Source organism: Lysobacter sp. Hz25 (assembly GCF_046097045.1).
GTDB lineage: Bacteria > Pseudomonadota > Gammaproteobacteria > Xanthomonadales > Xanthomonadaceae > Lysobacter > Lysobacter antibioticus_B.
In genome coordinates this window covers 1,416,386-1,437,405 of sequence record NZ_CP175666.1, presented here as the reverse complement: position 1 = coordinate 1,437,405, position 21,020 = coordinate 1,416,386, and the positions used below count along the sequence as shown (strand labels likewise).

16 protein-coding genes are annotated in these 21,020 nt (G+C 67.2%); 5 read left to right on the top strand and 11 right to left on the bottom strand.

The window, feature by feature from the left end; all coding sequences use genetic code 11:
* Positions 1-35 precede the first annotated feature (35 nt).
* The 6 genes from ACKN61_RS05985 to ACKN61_RS05960 all read right to left on the bottom strand — a co-directional run bounded on the left by ACKN61_RS05985 (position 36) and on the right by ACKN61_RS05960 (position 5,175).
* Positions 36-1,946: a potassium transporter Kup gene (locus ACKN61_RS05985; RefSeq protein WP_408952720.1), complete on the bottom strand. Its 1,911-nt coding sequence runs from the start codon at positions 1,944-1,946 to the stop codon at positions 36-38.
* Positions 1,947-2,001: 55 nt separating this feature from the next.
* A complete protein-coding gene (gene ruvA / locus ACKN61_RS05980) occupies positions 2,002-2,595 on the bottom strand; it encodes a Holliday junction branch migration protein RuvA (RefSeq protein ID WP_031373494.1) in 594 nt (197 codons plus the stop codon).
* A 154-nt stretch (positions 2,596-2,749) separates the two neighbouring features.
* Positions 2,750-3,277: a crossover junction endodeoxyribonuclease RuvC gene (gene ruvC, locus ACKN61_RS05975; protein WP_031373493.1), complete on the bottom strand. Its 528-nt coding sequence runs from the start codon at positions 3,275-3,277 to the stop codon at positions 2,750-2,752.
* Between the two features lie 33 nt (positions 3,278-3,310).
* Entirely contained in the window at positions 3,311-4,042 is a 732-nt protein-coding gene (locus ACKN61_RS05970; protein WP_408952719.1) for a YebC/PmpR family DNA-binding transcriptional regulator, read from the bottom strand.
* Positions 4,043-4,158: 116 nt separating this feature from the next.
* Positions 4,159-4,818 carry an esterase/lipase family protein gene (locus ACKN61_RS05965; protein ID WP_408952718.1) on the bottom strand — a complete coding sequence of 220 codons (660 nt, stop codon included), beginning with the start codon at positions 4,816-4,818 and terminating at the stop codon, positions 4,159-4,161.
* A gap of 126 nt (positions 4,819-4,944) precedes the next feature.
* Positions 4,945-5,175 (bottom strand): hypothetical protein, encoded by a 231-nt coding sequence (locus ACKN61_RS05960; protein WP_408952717.1) that lies wholly within the window; start codon positions 5,173-5,175, stop codon positions 4,945-4,947.
* 339 nt (positions 5,176-5,514) lie between these two features.
* On the opposite strand from ACKN61_RS05960, the gene ACKN61_RS05955 reads away from it, so the two are divergent.
* From ACKN61_RS05955 to ACKN61_RS05945, 3 genes are all read left to right on the top strand, one after another.
* Positions 5,515-7,029, top strand: a complete 1,515-nt coding sequence (locus tag ACKN61_RS05955) for a DUF4832 domain-containing protein (protein ID WP_408952716.1) — start codon at positions 5,515-5,517, stop codon at positions 7,027-7,029.
* 231 nt (positions 7,030-7,260) lie between these two features.
* On the top strand, positions 7,261-8,451 hold the full coding sequence (locus tag ACKN61_RS05950) for a LamG domain-containing protein (RefSeq protein WP_408952715.1): 1,191 nt from the start codon (positions 7,261-7,263) through the stop codon (positions 8,449-8,451).
* A gap of 25 nt (positions 8,452-8,476) precedes the next feature.
* Positions 8,477-8,956, top strand: a complete 480-nt coding sequence (locus ACKN61_RS05945) for a hypothetical protein (RefSeq protein WP_408952714.1) — start codon at positions 8,477-8,479, stop codon at positions 8,954-8,956.
* Positions 8,957-9,909: 953 nt separating this feature from the next.
* Here the strand turns inward: ACKN61_RS05945 and ACKN61_RS05940 are convergent.
* From ACKN61_RS05940 to ACKN61_RS05930, 3 genes are all read right to left on the bottom strand, one after another.
* A complete protein-coding gene (locus ACKN61_RS05940; protein ID WP_408952713.1) occupies positions 9,910-10,455 on the bottom strand; it encodes an N-acetyltransferase family protein in 546 nt (181 codons plus the stop codon).
* 207 nt (positions 10,456-10,662) lie between these two features.
* Positions 10,663-12,432 carry an aspartate--tRNA ligase gene (gene aspS, locus ACKN61_RS05935; protein ID WP_031374235.1) on the bottom strand — a complete coding sequence of 590 codons (1,770 nt, stop codon included), beginning with the start codon at positions 12,430-12,432 and terminating at the stop codon, positions 10,663-10,665.
* A gap of 271 nt (positions 12,433-12,703) precedes the next feature.
* Positions 12,704-13,345, bottom strand: a complete 642-nt coding sequence (locus tag ACKN61_RS05930; protein ID WP_408952712.1) for a TetR/AcrR family transcriptional regulator — start codon at positions 13,343-13,345, stop codon at positions 12,704-12,706.
* 110 nt (positions 13,346-13,455) lie between these two features.
* Between ACKN61_RS05930 and ACKN61_RS05925 the strand changes: the two genes are divergently transcribed.
* Positions 13,456-14,484 (top strand): SDR family oxidoreductase, encoded by a 1,029-nt coding sequence (locus ACKN61_RS05925; protein ID WP_408952711.1) that lies wholly within the window; start codon positions 13,456-13,458, stop codon positions 14,482-14,484.
* Positions 14,485-14,806: 322 nt separating this feature from the next.
* Here the strand turns inward: ACKN61_RS05925 and ACKN61_RS05920 are convergent, their stop codons facing one another.
* Both ACKN61_RS05920 and ACKN61_RS05915 read right to left on the bottom strand, forming a co-directional pair.
* Positions 14,807-15,163 (bottom strand): FmdB family zinc ribbon protein, encoded by a 357-nt coding sequence (locus tag ACKN61_RS05920; protein WP_408952710.1) that lies wholly within the window; start codon positions 15,161-15,163, stop codon positions 14,807-14,809.
* A gap of 1,067 nt (positions 15,164-16,230) precedes the next feature.
* Positions 16,231-18,114 carry an ABC-F family ATP-binding cassette domain-containing protein gene (locus ACKN61_RS05915; protein ID WP_408952709.1) on the bottom strand — a complete coding sequence of 628 codons (1,884 nt, stop codon included), beginning with the start codon at positions 18,112-18,114 and terminating at the stop codon, positions 16,231-16,233.
* A gap of 204 nt (positions 18,115-18,318) precedes the next feature.
* On the opposite strand from ACKN61_RS05915, the gene ACKN61_RS05910 reads away from it, so the two are divergent.
* Positions 18,319-20,721, top strand: coding sequence for a TonB-dependent receptor plug domain-containing protein (locus ACKN61_RS05910; RefSeq protein ID WP_408952708.1), 2,403 nt, complete (start codon positions 18,319-18,321; stop codon positions 20,719-20,721).
* Positions 20,722-21,020: the final 299 nt, after the last annotated feature.

Genomic DNA, 21,020 nt, shown 5'->3' with positions numbered 1-21,020 from the left:
GTTCCAATGCGAACCCCAGCCGCGCAGCGAGGCGACTAGATCTCCACCTGCGCGCCGAGTTCGACCAGGCGGTTGCCGGGAATGCGGAAGAAGCCGGTCGCCGGCGCCGCGTTTCGGTGCATGAAGGCGAACAGGCGGTCGCGCCAGATCGGCATGCCGCGGTGACGGCTGGCGACCACGGTCTCGCGGCTGGCGAAGTAGGTCGTGTCCATCGGGTCGAAATAGATGCCGCCGGCATCGCAGGAGCGCATCAGCGCCAGCGGCACGTCGGGCACTTCCATGAAGCCGAAACGGATCAGCACGCGATAGAAGTCGTTGCCGATCGCCTCGATCTTCAGGCGCTTCTCGCGCGGCGCATACGGAATGCCCAGCGTCTCCACGGTCAGGAACACGTTGCGCTCGTGCAGCACCTTGTTGTGCTTGAGGTTGTGCAGCAAGGCATGCGGCACCACGCCCTTGTCGGCGGTCATGAAGATCGCCGTACCGGGCACGCGCACCGGCGGCGCCAGCATCAGCCCGGGCAGGAAGCTGCCGAGCTGGATGCCTTCCTTGCGCACTTCCTCGTGCAGCAATTCGCGGCCGCGGCGCCAGGTGCGCAGCAGGGTGAACACGACCAGGCCCAGCACGACCGGGAACCAGGCGCCCTGGAAGAACTTGGCGCCGTTGGCGATGACGAAGCCGAGGTCGACGACGAAGAACACCACGCACAGCGGCAGCACCCACTTGCGCCAGCGCGGCCACAGCGAGCGCGCGACCAGGGCCAGCAGCAGGGTATCGATCAGCATCGTCGCCGAGACCGAGATGCCGTACGCGGTGGCCAGCGCGGTCGAGCTGCGGAAGGCCAGCACCACGGTGATGACGGTGATCGCGAGGATCCAGTTGATGTACGGCACGTAGATCTGGCCGATGGTGTCGCTGGAGGTGTGCTTGATCTGCATGCGCGGGATGTAGCCCAGCTGCATGGCCTGGCGCGCGACCGAATAGGCGCCGGTGATGACGGCCTGCGAGGCGATCACCGCCGCCATCGTCGCCAGCACGATCATCGGGTACAGGCCCCACGACGGCACCGCCTCGAAGAAGGGGTTCTTGACCGCTTCGGGATGCTGCAGCACGAACGCGCCCTGGCCGAGGTAGTTCAGCATCAGGCAGGGCAACACCATGGTGTACCAGGCGTAGCGGATCGGTCGCGCGCCGAAGTGGCCCATGTCGGCGTACAGCGCTTCGCCGCCGGTGACGGCCAGCACCACCGCGCCGAGGATCAGCACCGAATGCGAACCGTGCTCGACGAAGAAGCGCACGCCCCAGCGCGGGTCCAGCGCCTTGAACACCTCAGGCGCCTGGACGATGTTGTAGATGCCGATGGCGGCGAGCGAGACGAACCACAGCATGGTGATCGGGCCGAACACCTTGCCGACCTTCTCGGTACCGAAGCGCTGGGCCAGGAACACCATCACCAGGATCACCACGGTGATCGGCACGATGAAGCGATGCAGGCCGGGCGCGGCGACTTCCAGGCCCTCGACCGCGCCGAGCACCGAGATCGCCGGGGTGATGACGCTGTCGCCGAAGAACAGCGAAGCGCCGAAGATGCCCAGGATGCCCACGACATAGGCCGAGCGCCCGCCCTTGGCCAGGGTCCGCTGGGCCAGGGTCATGAGCGCCATGATCCCGCCTTCGCCTTCGTTGTCGGCGCGCATGATGATGGTCACGTATTTCAGGGTGACCACGATCATCAACGCCCAGAACACCAGCGACAGGATGCCGAGCACCGTGTCGTGGTTGCCGGTCAGGCCGAAATGCGGCGAAAACGCCTCTTTCAGCGTGTACAGCGGGCTGGTGCCGATGTCGCCGAAAACCACCCCGATCGCACCGACGACCAACCCGGGCAGCCCCTTCTTGGAGCCGTGGGGGTGCGAGCCGTGGGCGTGAGCGTCCTTGCCTGGCATGGAGGGAACAGTGGAGGACATATCGCGTGTTTCCGTGGCGGTAACCCGCCTTGGCTCAACGAAGCGCGGACTTTAGCGCTTTGCGGATGATGGCGGCTGCATCGTCGCCGGCGGCGGTGGCCTCGCGCGCCATGCGCGCGGCCTCGGCCGGTTTGTAACCCAGTTGCTGCAGGGCGATGGTGGCTTCGCTCTGCGGATCGGCGGGAATCCCGCTGGAGCCGAGGGTGGGCGCGCCGAGGCCGGCGAGGTCGGCGGCGCGGTCGCGCAGCTCGACGACCATGCGCTCGGCGGTCTTCTTGCCGATGCCGGGGATGCGGGTCAGCGCGGTGACGTCGCCGGTCTGGACCAGGCGCGCGAATTCCTCGACCGGCACGCCCGACAGCACCGCCAGGGCGATCTTGGCGCCGATGCCGCTGACCCGCTGCACGTCGCGGAACAAGCGCCGTTCGGCCTCGCGCAGGAAGCCGTACAGCGAGACGCTGTCTTCCTTCTGCGCATAGTGTGTGAACAAGGACACTTCGCGGCCGAGCTCGGGCAGGTCATAGAACGTGCTCATGGGCGCTTCGAGCTCGTAACCGACGCCGTTGACGTCCACGATCAGCCACGGCGGCTGCTTGTGGATCAGGGTGCCTCTGAGACGACCGATCACTGTGGAACTCCAGATACGGCTGGCGACGCGCACCGGCGGACCGGTCGGGCGCGAAGCGGGCTGTGACGATACGAAGACGGCGCGTCAGACGGAACGCGATGGCGCACGCTGGTCCCTACCCCGCACGCCGCCGGGCCTGTGGCGCGGGCCGGGTTCACGCCCCGCGCCTGCGCAATTGGTGGGTGGCGATGCCGGTTCGCCGCGCCGTGGCACTCATGTGGGCATGGGTCAGGGCCACCGCAAGCGCGTCGGCGGCGTCGGCCTGCAGCTTCACTTCGGGAAGATTCAGCAACAGCCGCACCATGTGCTGGACCTGCTGCTTGTCGGCCGCGCCGCGGCCCACCAGCGACTGCTTGATCAAGCGCGGCGCGTACTCGCTGATGGCGATGCGCCGGCGTACCACGGTGGCCAGGGCGGCGCCGCGGGCATGGCCGAGCTTCAGCGCCGAGGTCGCCGATTTGTCCATGAAGACGGTCTCGATCGCGACCTGATCGGGCCGGTACTCGTCGAGCACCGCCTCCAGGCCTTCGCACAGCAGGCCCAGGCGCGAGGGGAAATCCTCGGCGTCGAGCAGCTTGAGCGCCTGCGCATGCACGTACACGCAGCGTCCGTCGGCCGCGACGTCGATCACGCCGAGGCCGGTCCGCTGCGAACCGGGGTCGATTCCTAGGATTCTGGTCACGGCGGGATTCTGGTCACGGCGACAGCTTACGCGTTATGCGTAAGCGTCCTCGTCCAGATCGGCGTTCGAGTAGACGTTCTGGACGTCGTCGAGGTCTTCCAGCCAGTTCAGCAGCTTGACCACCTGCTGGGCGGTCTCGCCGGTCACGGCGATGTGGTTGTCGGCGCGCAGGGTGACCTCGGCCTGGCCGGCCACGAGGCCGGCGGCGTCCATCGCGGCCTTGACCAGGGCGAAACCCTCGGCGCTGGTCAGCACGTCGATCGAGCCGTCTTCGGGGTAGACCACCACGTCGTCGGCGCCGGCGTCGATGGCGACCTCGGTGATGCGCTCCTCGTCGGAGCCGGCTTCGAACCACAGCACGCCACGCTTGGCGAACATGAAGGACACCGAGCCGTCGGTGCCGAGGTTGCCGCCGAACTTGCCGAAGGCGTGGCGCACGTCGGCAACCGTGCGAACCTTGTTGTCGGTGAGGCAGTCGACGATCACCGCCACGCCGCCCGGGGCATAGCCCTCGTAGCGGATTTCCTCGTATTCCACGCCTTCCAGCGCACCGGTCGCCTTCTTGATCGCGCGCTCGATGACGTCCTTGGTCATGTTCGCCGACAAGCCCTTGTCGATGGCGCTGCGCAGGCGCGGATTGCTGTTGGGATCGCCGCCGCCCGAACGCGCCGCCACGCTGATCTCGCGGATGATCTTGGTGAAGATCTTGCCGCGCCGCGCATCCTCGGCGTTCTTGCGAGCCTCAATCGACGGACCTCTACCCATGGCGATAACCGGACGTGTTGTCTGAACAAGCCGGCGATTTTACTCGATCGTGCCCGCCCACCGGCGGTTTGCAGGAGATTCGTCGCCGATCCGGGTCGGTTCGGTCGGTACCCGGCTCAGTCGCCGAAGCGGCCGCGACGGAAGAAGGCCTCGGCCAGGCGCGCGGCCTGCGCCGAGAACAGCAGGCCGCTGTGGCTGGCATCGATGACCACATGGTCGCTCAAGCCCGGCAGACGGGTCTCGGCGACCGCCACCGTGCCGTCGCTTTCGCCCTCGAAACGGCCGAAGAAACGCCCCAGTCCGTGCGGAGTGCGGCCGGCGATCAGGCCGACCTGGGCCGTGCCCTGCCAGGGCGGACAGCCGCGCTGCAACACCTCGGCGGCGCGACCGAGCACGGCCGCGCTCCAGGCCTTGCGGGCCAGGCCGCCGGCGGCGGCGCTGCCGCACAAGGGCGTGCCCAGGCAGACCACGCGTCGCACCGGCAGGTGCGGGTGCTCGCGCAAGGCCCCCAGCACGATCAGGCCGCCGAGGCTGTGGGCCAGGACATGGCAGGGCTCGTCGAGGCGTTCGACCAGGCGCGCGATCGAGGCTTCCGGACCTGCGCCGGCACCGGCATAAGCGAACACTTCGGGTTCGTAGCCGGCGGCGGCCAGGCGCGCGCCCAGCCAGCCCATCGACGCCCCGGGCATCCAGATGCCGTGCAACAACAACACCCGGCGCGGGCTGCGCGGCTTGGCGGCGGGCTTGCGGGGATCCGTGTCGGTGCGGCTGTCCATGCCGCGAATATGGCCGTCGCCGGCGGCGAATCCAAGCGTCGGGCGATCGCCGCGAAGATCGGGGCAGGACGTCGTTCAGCGATGCCGCCGCGCAACCGCGAGGGCTGCGCGACGGCATCGGGTCGATCAGCAGCGGTGCAGGGTCAGGCCGGTCGGTGCGCCCGAGGCGCCCCAGGTCTGCACCGAGCCGTCGCATTCGATGCGGCCGCCGCCGATGGCATTGCCGCTGCTGTCATAGCGGGTCCACTCGGCCCATTCAACGCCGAGGATCGGGTAGCGCGCGAACGCCGAGCCCGCCACCGCCACCAGTCCCAACAACAACGCTGCCGTGAAAATCGCTTTCCGGGTACGAAGCATCTGACCTCTCCTTGTGTGTGCCGCGGACTGCATGTCCGCCTTCGCAGGCTAAGCCAGAGCGCCACCACGAATGTTCACCGGAGGCCGCCGGGCATCACAGTTCGAGCATGCCGGCGCCAGCCGATCCGTGCGCTGCGTCGACCGCAGGTGCGACGAACTGTTAGCAATTGAAACCAGTCAATACAAATCCAAACATATCCAATATCGAAACCGCGACCGATCTCAACAAAGTCGAAGATAAAAACATGATCGCGGCCAGAGTGTGACGGCGAGCTAATCCTGTGCGTCTTCACAGCCCCCAGGATTCGCCGCACCTCCCCCCCGCTCTCGGAAGCCGGTATGACCCTGCGGCACCCCGCTTTGCCCGTCGTCAATGTCTTGGCATCGGCGTTGCTCGCCGCGGTCGCGATGTTTCCTGCAGCGCCCGCATCCGCAGGCGAGCTGCGCCCCAGCCAGAGCAACAACGATCTGTCCAACCCGCATCGCGGCTTCCTGCTTTGGGGTAGCACCGTCGCCGCCGACGGCGGTCTGCCCGACAACCACTACGGCGCGTCCATCTATCAGATCTACGTCCCCTGGCGCGAAATCGAAAGCGCCGACGAACAGTTCGACTGGGACAAGTTCGAAACGAACCACCTGAAACCGATCCTCGACGAAAACCCCAACGCCACCTTCGTGTTGCGTCCGGTCGCCGATTATCCCGACAGCGTGGCCAACAACATCGGCCACTTCTATCGGAACGAAGCCGAGCCGTTGCGCGCGTACCCGAAGTTCCTCGAACTGGCGCCAGTCAGCATCCAGTTCCACAACTACAGCCAGACCCAGTGCGACGACGTCGGCCCCGGCCGCGCGCCGATCTACAACACCCCGGCGATGCGCCAGCAACTGGTGCAGTTCGTGCAGGCGTTCGGACGCCGCTACGACGGCGACCCGCGCATCACCGCGGTGCACGTCGGCCTGCTCGGTTTCTGGGGCGAGTGGCACACCGCCGGCTGCGACAGTTGGGAGCCCGATGCGACCACCCGCAGCGCGGTGCGCGATGCCTACGCCGCGGCGTTCCAGCAAACGCCGGTGCACAGCCGCTACGCGCGCCAGTCCGATGTCGGCGGCACGAACTTCGGTTTCAGCGAGGACTACTTCCCGTCGTTCACCGCGATGTGCAACAAGTTCGCGACCAAGCTGCCCGAGTGCGACGACAGCGGCTGGCACAACCTGGAATGGGGCTTCCGCAACGACGCCACCGCCGCGCGCGGCAACTGGAAGTTAAACCCGATCGGCGGCGAAAGCCCGAACAGCGGCCAGAAGGCGACCTGGACCGGACGCACCAACGACATCCTGACCCTGCTGCGCGAGTATCACTTCACCTGGCTCGGCCCGGCCGGCCAGCACGAGGTCAATCCGTCGGGCAAGCCCTCGACGTTCAAGGCCAACATGCTCAAGGTCAAGCGCGCGCTCGGCTACGAGTTCACCGTGCGCCAGGTCAACTGGCCCGACAGCATGCAGGCCGGCGCCGCCATCCCGCTCAAGCTGAGCGTCGAGAACACCGGCTCGGCACCGCTGTATCAGGTCTACCAGACCGAACTGCACTGGGTCGATGCCGGCGGCACGACCCGCGCCAAGGCCGCGTTCGACTATCCCTTGAACGCCTTGATGCCGAACGCCGTACCGGCGCTCGTCGACGCCACCGCGCAGGTGCCGGCCACGCTCGCACCGGGCAGCTATTCGCTGCGCCTGGCGATCGCCGACAGCTGGCCCGGCCGTCCGGCGATCAAGCCGCAGAACAGCGGCCGCGACGCCGCCGGCCGATTGAGCTTGGGGACGGTGACCGTCGCCGCGGCGGCGGTCGACCTTTGAACGAGCGGGCCGGCGTTCTTCCCCGGGGCGCCGGCCCGCCCTTCATCGACCTGCCGCGAAGGCGTTCACGCCGGGAGTCCGGAACGGATCCGGCGCCGCTCACATAAGCGCGCGAGCGCCCGCGCTCCATACGCCTGCGCCCGCGCGATCCGCGGGCGCAGTCACGTTCGCGGCCCCTGCCTGCCCCTAGATTCCCCGACGCCCATCGGGGCCAATCACCAGGGAGTCGGTATGAAACGATCGTCATGGTTCCTGGCGTTGAGCGTCGCGCTCGCGCCCTGCCTCGCCGCGCACGCGACGCCGCCGCGGGTCACCCAAGGCCTGGTCGGCGAATGGCATCTGGAGTTGTCCGGCAACACCGCCTACGACAGCAGCGGTTTCGGCCGCAACGGCCTGGTCGTGGGCGGCGCCGCGTCGAGCTACGGCTGGCTCAACGCCGGCGCCGACTTCAGCGCCGGCAAGTACGTCGAAGTGCCCAATTCGTCGAACCTCAACTTCGGCAACGGCAGCTTCACCCTCGCCGCCTGGGTGCGCATGGCCAACCCGGGCTCGTCGATCGTCAAGACCCTGATCGAGAACCGCGCCAGCGGCGTGGGCCGCGGCTATTCGTTCGGCGTCGACCAGGGCCGCAACGTGCTGCTGCAACTCAACGACGGCAGCACCTGGGCGAACTACGTTTCCGACGGCAGCCTGGCGTTGGCGGCGAACCGTTGGCACCACATCGCCGCGGTCGTCAACCGCAGCAGCGCGCCGAACACGATTTCGTTCTACATCGACGGCCGCCGCACCACCGCCCAGCCCACCCCGATCGCGGCCAACATCGACAACGGCGACCGGCCGTTCCTGATCGGCGGCCACAAGGACATCGCGTCCTATCGTTTCAGCGACCGCGCCGACGAAGTGCTGGTCTACAACCGCGCGATCCCGGCCGACGCCAGCGGCGGCCTCGGCGACCTGATGGCGCCGGGCCGGACCACCTTCCAGCCGACCTACTGGAACGACGACGCCACCCGCAAGCGATACAACAACTGCTACAACTACGCCAACAACAAGACCACCAACACCTTCGCCCAACCCGGCCGCGCCGCCGGCTCGATGTACAGCTCGATCAGCTGCGCCGCCGTGCACGCGGCCGCCGTGCGCGACGGCCTGGAGCCGGTCACCGACATCAACGCCTCCAGCTACAAGAACATCGTCGCCCTGGTAGCCGGAACCGATTACGACTATCACTGGTACCGCCGCGACGCCAACGGCAAATGGACCCACAAGCCCGGCCAGACCTCCGCCACCAACCGCGACAACTCCGGCAACGAGATCACCGACCCGCGCACCGCCAACCGCGGCGCCTACACCGATTTCTGCGGTTTCTTCCGGGTCTGGTCCGACAGCGTGGAGGGCACCGGCCATGAACAAGTCAACTAAGCCTGCGCCCACCCGGGGAACCGCCATGACCAAGCTTTCGCTGAAATCCCTGCTGACCGGCCTGACCCTGCTGGCCGCGCCGGCCTTCGCTCTCGCCGCCGAAGCACCGGGCCTGCAGATCACCTACCTGGTGTATTCGGGCCGGCCGAACCCGGTGGTGACGGTCACCGACCCGGCCGCCTTGCGCGCGATCGAGACCCGTCTCGCCGACGCCCTCGCCGCCCCGGCGAAAACCGGCGTCGCGGCCGAACCGGTGCTCGGCTACAACGGCATCCTGCTCGAACACGTCGGCGGCTCGTCGGCCAAGGCCAAACCGCAGCCGCTGCTGATCAAGGGCCAGCAACTACGCATCGACACCGCCCCGGCCACCGCGATGAAGGCCGCGACCGCAACCACCCGCAATTCGGCCGCCGCCGGCGACCTGGAAACGATGCTGCTCAAGCTCGGCCAGAAACAGGGTGCGCTGGATGCGACCACGTTGAACGTGTTGCTCGACCAGCGCTGAGAACCTGCGCTGCACCGATACGGCCTTTCCCGCAATGGCGGGGGAGGCCGTTTTTCTTTGGTGGGGATCGTCGCTGAGCGAATGCCGGTTCGAACAAGGCGTTGGCGCGGCAAGAGCCCCTCGTGAGGGCATGCTTCTTCGATGGATGACGTCGGTGCTGCTGTCTCTGCGCATCCCGTGATCGCGGCTCGCGCCGCTCCTACCCTCAAAGCAAAGGCCGCAGCTTGCCGTTGCCGTTGCCGTTGCCGGCCGTGATGAGCTTGGCGCAGCACCGAATTCACGAGAACACCTGGAGACCCGGAGGGCGCCGCACAGGACGTGCGGCGTTTTTCGATAGGACAAGGATGTCCTATCGAAAAATCCCGGCGCGAGCTGCGTACTCGCAGGGGAGCTTCGTCAAGGAAGGCCTTTTCTTTGGTTAGCTTTCTTTTGGGCCAGCAAAAGAAAGTAACCCGGCCGCGTCAGCGGACGGAAGCTCTGCACTTGCTTGAAGAACGAAGCACAGCGAATCCTTCCCTGTAGGAGCGGCGTGAGCCGCGACTGCGATGCATCAATCTCACGCCGAGACGAGCCGCAGCCTGTCAGGGTAGGAGCGGCGCAAGCCGCGACCACGCTGTGGCGATCTTGCGGCGCCTCGCTCAAGCAAGATCAATATCTAGATCAAACGCCAAAAGCTTCCGCCACTAAAGCGGCGGGTTACTTTCTTTTGTCTAAAGCAACAAAAGAAAGGTAACCAAAGAAAAATGCTTTTCTTTGAATCACAGGCCCGCACGTTCGGTGCATACGCAGGGATTTTTCATACGGGACATCCTTGTCCCGATGAAAAACGGCGCGCATCCCTGCGCGCCGCCCTTCGGGTCTTCGATGGCCTTCGCGAGGCCTAAGCCGCGCACAGCAAAGGCAACAGCAACAGCAACAGCAACGGCAACGGCAGCGGGCTATGCCGCCTCATATCAGCCCGAAACCGCCACCGCATCGCGCTTGAGAATGAACTCGTGATCGCGCGTGTTGCCGACGATGAAATCGTAATGGCCGACATGCTCGAAACCGTACCGGCCATAGAAACGCTGCGCGCCCAGATTCTCCGACCACACGCCGATCCACAGGGTCCGCGGGCCTTCGCGCTGCAGCCATTCGAGCACGGTGTCGAACAGGCGCGCGCCCCAGCCACCGTTCTGCGCTTCGCGCAGCACGTACAGGCGCTTGAGTTCGCCGTCGCCCGGGGCCACGTCCGGATGCGGCAGGCCGCAGGGCCCGGCCGCGGCATGACCGACCGCGACGCCGTCGCGTTCGAGCAGGAAGATCGCGTAGTCCGGGTGCGACAGGATCACCGCCTGCTTCTCGACCGAATAGCTGTCGAGCAGGAAACCCTGCAGATCCTCCGGCGGATACAGATGGCCGAAGGTCTCGACGAAGGTGCGGGTGGCGATGTCGGCGACGAGGGGCGCATCGTCGACGCCAGCGCGGCGGATGGAAAACTTCGGTGCGGCGTTCGTCATAAGGCCTCGCGGTGTAAGCGGACGGTAACGATGGAGCGGCAACGCGTGCGTACTGGCTGGGCCGAACTGAACTGAATTACGCCCAGCGGCGATATTCCCGCGAGCGGACGACCCCCAGCCTCACCGCCCACGGCGACGCGCGATTCCGCGCGCCGCCCGGGCTGGACTCGACCCGCCGGGCTCGACGAGCCCGGCCCTGCGACCCGGTCAGGCCGGATCTTTCTTCGGACGCACCATTACGTGCACTTCGGCCAGCTGCGCGTCCGGGATCGGCGACGGCGCGCCGGTCATCAGGCATTGCGCGGTGGTGGTCTTCGGGAAGGCGATGACGTCGCGGATGGATTCGGTGCCGCCCATCAACGCAGCGATGCGGTCGATGCCGAAGGCGATGCCGCCGTGCGGCGGCGCGCCGTACTTGAGCGCGTCGAGCAGGAAGCCGAACTTGGCTTCGGCCTCTTCCGCGCCGATGCCGAGCAGGTCGAACACCGCCGACTGCATCTGCGGGCGGTGGATACGGATCGAACCGCCGCCGATCTCGTTGCCGTTGAGGACCATGTCGTAGCCGCGCGACACCGCGGTCTTCGCGTTCGCGCGCAGGTCGGCGATGTCGTCGACCGCGGGCGCGGTGAAGGGGTGATGCAGGGCGACGTAGCGCTGCGCTTCCTCGTCCCACTCGAACATCGGGAAGTCGGTGACCCACAGCGGCTTCCAGCCGTCGGCGACCAGGCCGAGGTCCTTGCCGAGCTTGAGGCGCAGCGCGCCCATGAAATCGCTGGCGGTCTTGTAGTCGGCCGCGCCGAAGAAGATCGCGTCGCCGCTCTGGGCGCCGCTGACTTCGACGATCTTGGCCAGGGTGGCGTCGTCGAGGAACTTGGCGATCGGCGAGTTGATGCCGTCGCGGCCCTTCGACGCGTCTTCGATCTTCATCCAGGCCAGGCCCTTGGCGCCGTACTTGGCCGCGTGCGCGCCGCACTCGTCGATCTGCTTGCGCGACCAACCGGCCGCGCCGGGTGCGCGCAGGGCGACGACGCGGCCGTCGGCGTGGTTGGCCCAGTCGGTGAAGACCTTGAATTCGCACTGCTTGACCAGTTCGGCGATGTCGACGAATTCCAGGTCGATGCGCAGATCGGGCTTGTCGGAACCGTAGCGGCGCATGGCTTCGGCATAGGTCATGCGCGGGAACTGCGCATCGAGTTCGACCTCGATGGTTTCCTTGAACACCACGCGGATCATGTCCTCGACGGTGTCCTGCACGTCGCGCTCGGAAACCCAGGCGAACTCCATGTCGAGCTGGGTGAACTCGAGCTGGCGGTCGGCGCGCAGCGCTTCGTCGCGGAAGCAGCGCGCGATCTGGTAGTAACGGTCGAAGCCGGCCACCATCAGGATCTGCTTGAACAACTGCGGCGACTGCGGCAGGGCGTAGAACTCGCCCGGATGCATGCGCGCCGGCACCAGGAAGTCGCGCGCGCCTTCCGGCGTGGCCTTGGTCAGGATCGGGGTCTCGATGTCCTGGAAACCGCGCGCGTCGAGCCAGCGGCGCAGCGACTGCACCAGGCGGATGCGCGTACGCATCATCTTCTGCATCTCGGGACGGCGCAGGTCGAGATAGCGGTAGGTCAGGCGGGTTTCCTCGCCGGCGTTCTCGTGCGCGTGGAACGGCAGCGGCTCGGCTTTGTTCAGCACTTCGATCGTCGCGGCCAGCACTTCGACCTTGCCGCTGCGGATCTTTTCGTTGGCGGCCTGGCGCGCGCGCACCGTGCCGGTCACCCGCACGCAGCTCTCCACGCTCAGATCGCCGGCGGTCTTGAACAGCTCGGCGGTATCGGAGTCGACGACGATCTGCACCACGCCCTCGTGATCGCGCAGATCGGTGAACACCACGTGGCTCTGGACGCGATTGGTGTTGACCCAGCCGCACAGGGTGACGGTCTGGCCGATCAGCGCCTCGTCGACGAGGCCGCAGAAATGGGTACGCATGAAAACTCCGATTGGTCGAACGCTGGATCGTGGGGGGTTGTCGCAGGAGGGGCCTGGGCCGGGCCGCGGCGCGGGCGCCGGGCCGGAAACACCTCGCCGGCCGGGGGCCGGAACCGGTCATTCTAGTGCACGGCGAGGAGCGGCATACGTTCGCCGGAGCGCGGGGCGGAAAAGGCCGGGGCCGCAGGTTCGCGCTCGCCCGGGAGCCCGGCAACGGCCGCGGATGCGACGCCGCACGACGCCAGGCGCAGCCGGATCAATCGCGCTCGGGCTAGGCGGCCGACGCGCTGTCGACCGGTTCGGCGTTCGCGATCAGCCCGCGCAGAAACAGCAGGATCAACCGTCCCGACGGATCGGGCCGGGCCTCCGCGCCTTGCAGCGCCAAGCCGTGAGCCAAGGCCATGAAGGCCGCGGCCAGCTCCTCGGGTTCGGCCGGCGGCCGGCGCCCTAGGGCGGCGAACAACTTGCCGATCACGCCGCCGAGCCCGGCCCGGTGCGCATCCCAGACACGCTGGTACTTATCGGCGAAGGTCGGGCTGCGCTTGGCGTGCAACTGCAGTTCGATCGACAGCACGCACCAGCTGACGTCGCGGTTGAGGGTGGCGGCCCAGGACTCGAGCTCGCCGAATATCCGCTCGGGCGTGCGCCCGCCGCTGTCCATGAGCTCGGAAAGTTGCGCGGCTTCGGCCTCCATGTGACCTCGCAGCAACTCCAGCAGGACCTCCTCCTTGCTGGCGAAGTTCGAGTAGAAGGCGCCCTGTGAATAACCCGCCCGGTCGGCGATGTCGCGGATCGAGGTGCCTGCGTATCCGTTCGCGACGAACAGCTGCTGCGCGGTTTCGATCAGGCGCGCGCGGGTCTGCGCCTGGCTTTCTTCGCGGCTCAGCCGCTTCTTGGGCGTGGGTTCGCTCATGGCGCCAACGATCACACGAACTGCCGATCACCTGCAACTCAGATATCGCTTGACATCCAAAATCACTCCAGGCAGATTAAATTTCAATTGAATTTTGAATTTCACTTGCCATGCAAAATGCTCCCCCACTGAAGTCCGCGTTCGTCACCGGCGCGACCGGCCTGCTCGGCAACAACCTCGTGCGCGAGCTGGTCCGGCAGGGCGTCCAGGTCAAGGCGCTGGTCCGCTCCCTGGCCAAGGGCGAGCAACAATTCGCCGGGTTGGCGGGGGTCGAGCTCGTCCTGGGCGACATGGCCGATGTACCCGCCTTTGCCGCCGCACTGCACGGCTGCGATGTCGTGTTCCATACGGCGGCTTTCTTTCGCGACAACTACAAGGGCGGCAGCCACTGGAAGCAGCTCAAGCGCATCAACGTGGAGGGGACCGAATCGTTGATCGAACGCGCTTACGCCGCCGGCGTGCGCCGGTTCGTCCAGACCTCATCGATCGGCGTGCTCAATGGCGCGCCGGGCACGCCGATCGACGAAACCTGCCTGCGCGAGTTGGACGATGCCGACGACTACTACCGCAGCAAAATATTGGCCGACCAGGCCGTGCTGCGCTTTCTGGCGCTGCACCTGGACATGCATGCGAGCCTGGTGCTGCCCGGCTGGATGTGGGGGCCGGCCGACATCGGCCCTACCTCGTCGGGTCAGTTCGTCAACGATGTGGCGCTGGGCAAATTGCCCGGGCTGGTGCCCGGCAGCTTTTCGGTGGTCGATGCGCGCGACGTGGCGCAGGCCCATATCGCAGCGGCGATGCGCGGCAGGCGCGCCGAACGGTATCTGGCCGCCGGCCGGCATATGACGATGCGGGAACTCGTTCCCGTGCTGGGCAGGATCGCCAACGTCAAAACGCCGACGCGCGACTTGCCCCTGCCGCTGCTGTACACACTGGCGGCGGTGCAGGAAATCTATGCGCGCATCAGCGGCCGGCCCATCCTGCTCAGCCTCGCCACGGTGCGGTTGATGGTCAAGGAAGCCGGGCGCAGCCACTTCGATCACGCCAAGAGCGAACGCGAACTGGCCCTGAAGTTCAGGCCGCTCGAACAAACCGTGGCCGACACCGTCGCCTGGTATCGCAGCCACGATTGGTTTTGACGCCCGGCTTCGATCCCGGCCGGGCCGTCGCAGCGTCCCCAGCTCGGTCCGCATTCTTTCCGGGGCGCGTCCGGCATGAGGCCTCCACGGCGGCCCACAGACCCGGCCCGATGTCGCGTTGGAACCCTGCCCCCGCCTTCGCGGGGATGACGGTCCAGGAAACCGAGAGTGAAGAAGGCCGGCCCAGGGTCACGCAGCCATCCGCCGCGCTTCTTCGTTGTTCGGCGCGAAGCGGCATCCGGCAAGGACGAACCAGTCCCGGAAACGCACTGGGGCGCCTCGCGGCGCCCCAGGGGAATCCAATCGAAACCCGGACCGGGGCTCAGCTCGCCCCGCCGCCGCTCGCCGGCTTGCTCGCCGCCGAGGTATCGGCCGTCTTCTCGGGTTTGGCCTCGGCCTTCTTCTCGGCCGGCTTACTGTCGCCGCTGGATGCGGCGGAGCCCGAAGACGAGCCGCCCGAGCTGCCCTCGCCGGCCAGATTGCGCTTCTTGTCGCCGTCCTTCTTGAAATCGGTCTCGTACCAGCCGCCGCCGGCCAGGCGGAACTGCGGCGCGGTCAACTGGCGCCCCACTTTCTCGGCGCCGCACTCGGGGCAGACAGTGGGGTCGGCGTCGGACAGCTTCTGCAGACGATCGAAGGCGTGGCCGCAGGCGCTGCACTGGAAGGCGTAGATGGGCATGGCGGAGACTGTAGTTCGGGACGGCGGACTGGGCAGTGTGGGGGCGGATCGCGGCGATGCAAGGCGCGGCGGCCTCTGATCGGACCCGCATCGGTCTCGTTTCAGGCCCCGGCGGGTTCGCTCCGGCCCCGGCCTGCACGGTCGTAGCGACAGCCACGGCCGCCGGCAGGCGGTCGGTTCGGGCCCGAGCGAGGCCTAGTCCGGGTTCTGCGTCGTCTGCTCGGGACGTCAGGCACCGGATGTCGCAGCGCGCCCGCCCTAATCCGGCGCTACGCGCCACTTTCCCCCACGCGCGGGAGAAGGATTCGCACAGCTGAAGACGCAAGGCGCCGTTGCCGTTGCCGTTGCCGTTGCCGTTGCCGTTGCCGTTGCCGTAAGGATTTTGCCTTTGCAGTGCGTCGCCTCGCACTAGCGAAGGCAATAGAAGACCCGGAGGGCGGCCTGCATGGATGCAGGCCGTTTTTCATCGGGACAGGGATGTCCCGTATGAAAAATCCCGGCGTCGGCATCGCTCGTGCGGGCCTGTGATTCAAAGAAAAGCATTTTTCTTTGGTTACCTTTCTTTTGTTGCTTTAGACAAAAGAAAGTAACCCGCCGCTTTAGTGGCGGAAGCTTTTGGCGTTTGATCTTGATCTTGTTCGAGCGATACGCCGCAAGACCGAAACGACGCGGTCGCGGCTCGCGCCGCTCCTACCCTCGCGACGGCTCGCGCCTCCGATCAATGACGAAGGCGCTGCGACCTCTGCGCGTCCCGTGGTCGCGGCTCACGCCGCTCCTACCATCGCGACAGCTCACGCCTCCGATCAATGACGAAGGCGTTGCGAACTCTGCGCGTCCCGTGGTCGCGGCTCGCGCCGCTCCTACCCTCGCGACAGCTCACGCCTCCGATCAATGACGAAGGCGTTGCGAACTCTGCGCGTCCCGTGGTCGCGGCTTGCGCCGCTCCTACCCTTGCGACAGCTCACGCCTGCGATCATTGACGAAGGCGCTGCGACCTCTGCGCGTCCCGTGGTCGCGGCTCACGCCGCTCCTACAGAAAAACAGCGCTCCCAAAGGGGCATACGACCTCAAGCCGCGTCGTACAACGCCATCCACTCCGCCTCGGCCTTGGCCAGTTCCGCCGCGACCTTTTCGCGCTGCTTGGCCAACTCGGCCGCGTTGTCGCCGCCGCCGGCGTACTTGGTCGGATCGGCCAGATCCATGTCCAGGGTATGCAGCTTGGATTCCAGCTCGGCTACGCGCTTTTCCGCTTCCGCCAGCTTGACCGGGTTGACCTTGCGCCCGCCCTTGCCGCCGCCGGAGGCCTGCTTGGCGGCCGATGCGGCGGCCGTGGCCTGAGCCGCGGCCTTGGCTACCGCTGCACCCTTGCCGTCGTTGCTGTTGTCGCGCGTACGCAACCACACCGCGTAGGCGTCGAGGTCGCCGTCGAACGGCTGCGCCACGCCATCGGCCACGCGCCAGAAGGTTTCGCAGACCAGGCCGATCAGGTGGCGGTCGTGCGAGACCAGCACGATCGCGCCGGGGAAATCCGACAGCGCTTCGGCCAGGGCCTCGCGCACGTCCAGGTCCAAGTGGTTGGTCGGTTCGTCGAGCAGCAGCACGTTCGGCTTGCGCCAGGCGATCATCGCCAGGGCCAGGCGCGCGCGTTCGCCGCCGGAGAACCCGTCGACCGATTCGAAGGCGCGGTCGCCGGGGAAATTCCACTTGCCGAGGAAATCGCGCAGCTGCTGGGTCGGCACGCCCGGGGCGATTTCGGCCAGGTGATCGATCGGGCTGACGCCGGCATGCAGCGATTCGACCGTGTGCTGGGCGAAGTAACCGATGCGCAGGTCCGGATGGCCGCCGCGTTCGCCGGTCAGCAGTTCCAGCTCGCCGACCAGCGATTTCACCAGGGTCGACTTACCCGCGCCGTTGGGGCCGAGCAAGGCGATGCGGTCGCCGGCTTCGAGGATGAAGCTGACGTCGTCCAGCACCACGTGATCGCCGTAGCCGCAATCGGCATGGATCAGGCGCAGCAGCGCATGCGGCAGCTTGGTCGGTGCCGGGAATTCGATGCGCATCGCGCGCTCGAGCCGCACCGCCTCGGTGCCGACCATCTTGGCCAGGCGCTTGACCCGCGACTGTGCCTGCTTGGCCTTGGCCGCGCTGGCGCTGAAGCGGTCGATGAAGCTCTGCAGGTGGGCGCGTTCGGCCTGCTGCTTTTCGTGGGTGATCTGCTGCAGGCGCAGGTGCTCGGCGCGTTGGCGCTCGAACGAGGTGTAGTCGCCGGTGTACAGCTTGGCCTTGCCGTCGTGCAGATGCAGGGTGTGGGTGGTGACCTCGTCGAGGAACTCGCGGTCGTGCGAGATCAGCAGCAAGGTGCCCGGATACTTCAGCAGCCACTGCTCCAGCCACAGCACCGCGTCCAGATCCAAGTGGTTGGTCGGTTCGTCGAGCAGCAGCAGGTCCGACGGCGTCATCAGCGCGCGCGCCAGGTTCAGGCGCACGCGCCAGCCGCCGGAGAATTCCTTGACCGCGCGTTCGTGGGTATCGGGCGAGAAGCCCAGGCCGTGCAACAGCTTGCCGGCGCGCGCGGTGGCGTCGTAACCGCCGAGTTCTTCGAGCCGGTGATGGGCCTCGGCGACCGCTTCCCAGTCCTCGCGCTCGACCGCTTCGCGTTCGGCGACCAGCACCTGGTAGACCTGGGCGTCGCCGGACAGGACGAAGTCCAGGGCCGGGTCGTCGAGGGCCGGGGTTTCCTGGGCCACGCTGGCGATGCGCACGCGGTTGGGCACGTCGATGTCGCCGCGGTCGGCCTCGACCTCGCCCTGGATCGCCGCGAACAGCGAGGACTTGCCGGTACCGTTGCGGCCGATCACGCCCACCCGCCAACCGGCGTGCAGGGTCAGGTCTACGTTGGACAGCAGCAGGCGTTCGCCACGCCGCATGGCGAAATCACGGAAAGAAATCATGCGGATATGGTCGCATGACTGATCGGTATTTGCTCATGAACACAAGTTCGGCCGCTCCGGCAGCGGGCATCGAATAATCGGGACGTCGGCCTCAGACCGCCCCCACGCGTCAACGAGCTCGCCTCCCGCGGCAAAGCGCCCCTCGCGCCGGCCGTGGCGGCTGCGCTCGCCCTGACGTCCCCCGTTCGACCGCCCGGAGTGTCCATGTCCCGCCGCCTGTCCCTGCTCAGCACCGCCGTATCGATCGCTCTCGCCACCGCCCCCGCCTGGGCCCAGGACGCCGCCGCCCCGGACGCCGCGACCGCCAACCCGACCAACCTCGACACCCTGATCGTCACCGGCACCCGGGTCAGCGACCGCACCGTCGCCGAATCCACCGCGCCGATCGACATCATCACCCCGCAGACCCTGGAGGCCACCGGCACCGTCGAGCTGGCCACCGCCCTGTCGCGCGCCCTGCCCTCGCTGAACTTCCCGCGTCCGGCGATCACCGACGCCACCGACGCGGTGCGTCCGGCGCAGTTGCGCGGCCTCGCCCCCGACCAGGTGCTGGTGCTGGTCAACGGCAAGCGCCGCCACACCACCTCGCTGATCAACCTCAACGACAGCATCGGCCGCGGCTCCTCGCCGGTCGACCTCAACGCCATCCCGATCGCCGCGATCGAACGCGTCGAAGTGCTGCGCGACGGCGCCTCGGCGCAGTACGGCTCCGATGCCATCGCCGGCGTGGTCAACGTCGTGCTGAAGGGCTCGGGCGAAGGCGGCAGCCTCGCCGCGCGCTACGGCCAATACAGCGCCGGCGACGGCAAGCAGCACCAGTTGTCCGGCGACGCCGGCATCAAGCTCGGCGAAAACGGCGCGCTGCATGTGTCGGCCCAGGGCGGCCACAGCGACAACACCGACCGCGCCCGCCCCTACCTCGGCACGGTCACCCCGACCAGCAACCCGCCCGGCAAGGTCGTGCACCGCTACGGCGACCCGGAGATCGACCAGGCCGCGCTGGCCTACAACGCAAAGTGGAGCCCGAGCGAAGGCGTCGAGTTCTATTCCTTCGGCACCGCCAGCCGCCGCCGCGCCATCTCCAACGGCTACTTCCGCGCCCCGGGCAACCCCAACAACATCCGCTCGGTGTATCCGGACGGCTTCCTGCCGCAGATCGACAACGTCAGCCAGGACCGCGCCTTCGTGCTCGGCCTGCGCGGCCAGACCGCCGGCGGCTGGAACCTCGACCTGAGCTACAACTACGGCCAGAACCAGCTCGACTTCGACGTGCGCAACAGCCTCAACCGTACCCTGGGCGCCGCCTCGCCGCACGATTTCTACATCGGCGCGCTCGAAGTCACCCAGAACGTGCTCAATGCCGACTTCAACAAGTCCTTCGACGTCGGCTGGCTCAAGTACCCGCTCACCGTCGCCTTCGGCAGCGAGTGGCGCGGCGAGAAATTCAACCAGTCCGCAGGCGAATTGGCCTCGTATATCGCCGGCCCCGAACCCGGCGCACCCGGTGCACAGGTGTTCCCCGGTTTCACTCCGTCCGATGCCAGCCGTCGCAACCGCAACAGCCACTCGTTCTACGCCGACCTCGAAGCCGACGTGACCGACAAGCTGTCGCTCGGCGCCGCCGCTCGTTACGAGCGCTACAGCGATTTCGGCGAGACCACCTCGGGCAAGCTGTCGGCGCGCTACGCCTTCACCGATAAAGTCGCGCTGCGCGGCACCCTGTCGACCGGCTTCCGCGCGCCGTCGTTGCAGCAGCAGTTCTACCAATCCACCCAGACCGTGATCGTGCTCGGCGACCCGACCCCGTTCCAGGTCCGCACCTTCGCCGTCGACGACCCGGCCGCGATCGCGCTCGGCGCCGAGCCGCTGAAGGCTGAAGAATCGACCAACATCGGCCTGGGCCTGGTGCTGCAACCGATCGAATCGCTGTACATCACCGTCGACGCCTATCAGATCGACATCGACGACCGCATCATCCTGTCAGAGAACCTGCGCGGCCCGGCGGTGGCGAGCTTCCTCGAAGCGCGCGGCCACCGCGGCATCACCGGCGGCCGCTACTTCACCAACGCCGTCGACACCCGCACCCGCGGCATCGACATCGTCGGCAGCTACCGCTGGTCGCTCGGCGCCGGCGCCATCGACCTGACCGCCGGCTACAACCGCAACAAGACCACCCTGGAACGCATCGCCGCGAACCCGCCGGAGCTCACCGCCGGCGGCCTCAACCTGCAGCGCATCGGCCGCGTCGAACAAGGCCGCATCACCCAGGGCGCCCCGCGCGACAAGTTCTTCCTCGGCGGCAGTTGGACCACCGGCCCCTGGCGCTTCGACGCCACCACCACCCGCTACGGCGAGTTCCACACCTTCAACGACGACCCCAGCGGCGTACGCGACCAGACCTACCGCGCGAAGTGGACGCTGGACCTCGCCGCGACCTATGCCATCGACGGCTGGGAGTTCACCGTCGGCGGCGACAACGTGCTCAACGAGTACCCGGACGAATCGATCTACGCCAACAGCGAAAGCGGCCAGTTGCCTTATAGCGGCAACTCTCCGTTCGGGTTCAATGGCGCGTTCGCTTATGCCAAGGTCGGATATAAGTGGTGAGGTCGTAGCGACGGCGTGAGTCGTCGCAATCGATCGGGAGGCCGCCGCAGGGCGGCCTTCTTCGTTTCGAGGTCTGTTTTTTCTTGACCGGGGAGCGGCCTTTGTTTCGATGGCGCGATCGCTTTTTTTGGCCGACACGCCGCGAGACCAGCGTGGCGCGGTCGCGGCTTGTGACCGTAGGAAATCCAGTAGGACGCCGCTCCTACCCAAGAGCAGCGACGCCGACTCTGCCTATGCCCCTGCTCCTGCCGTTGCCGTTGCCGTTGCCGTTGCCGTTGCCGTTGCCGTTGCCGTTGCCG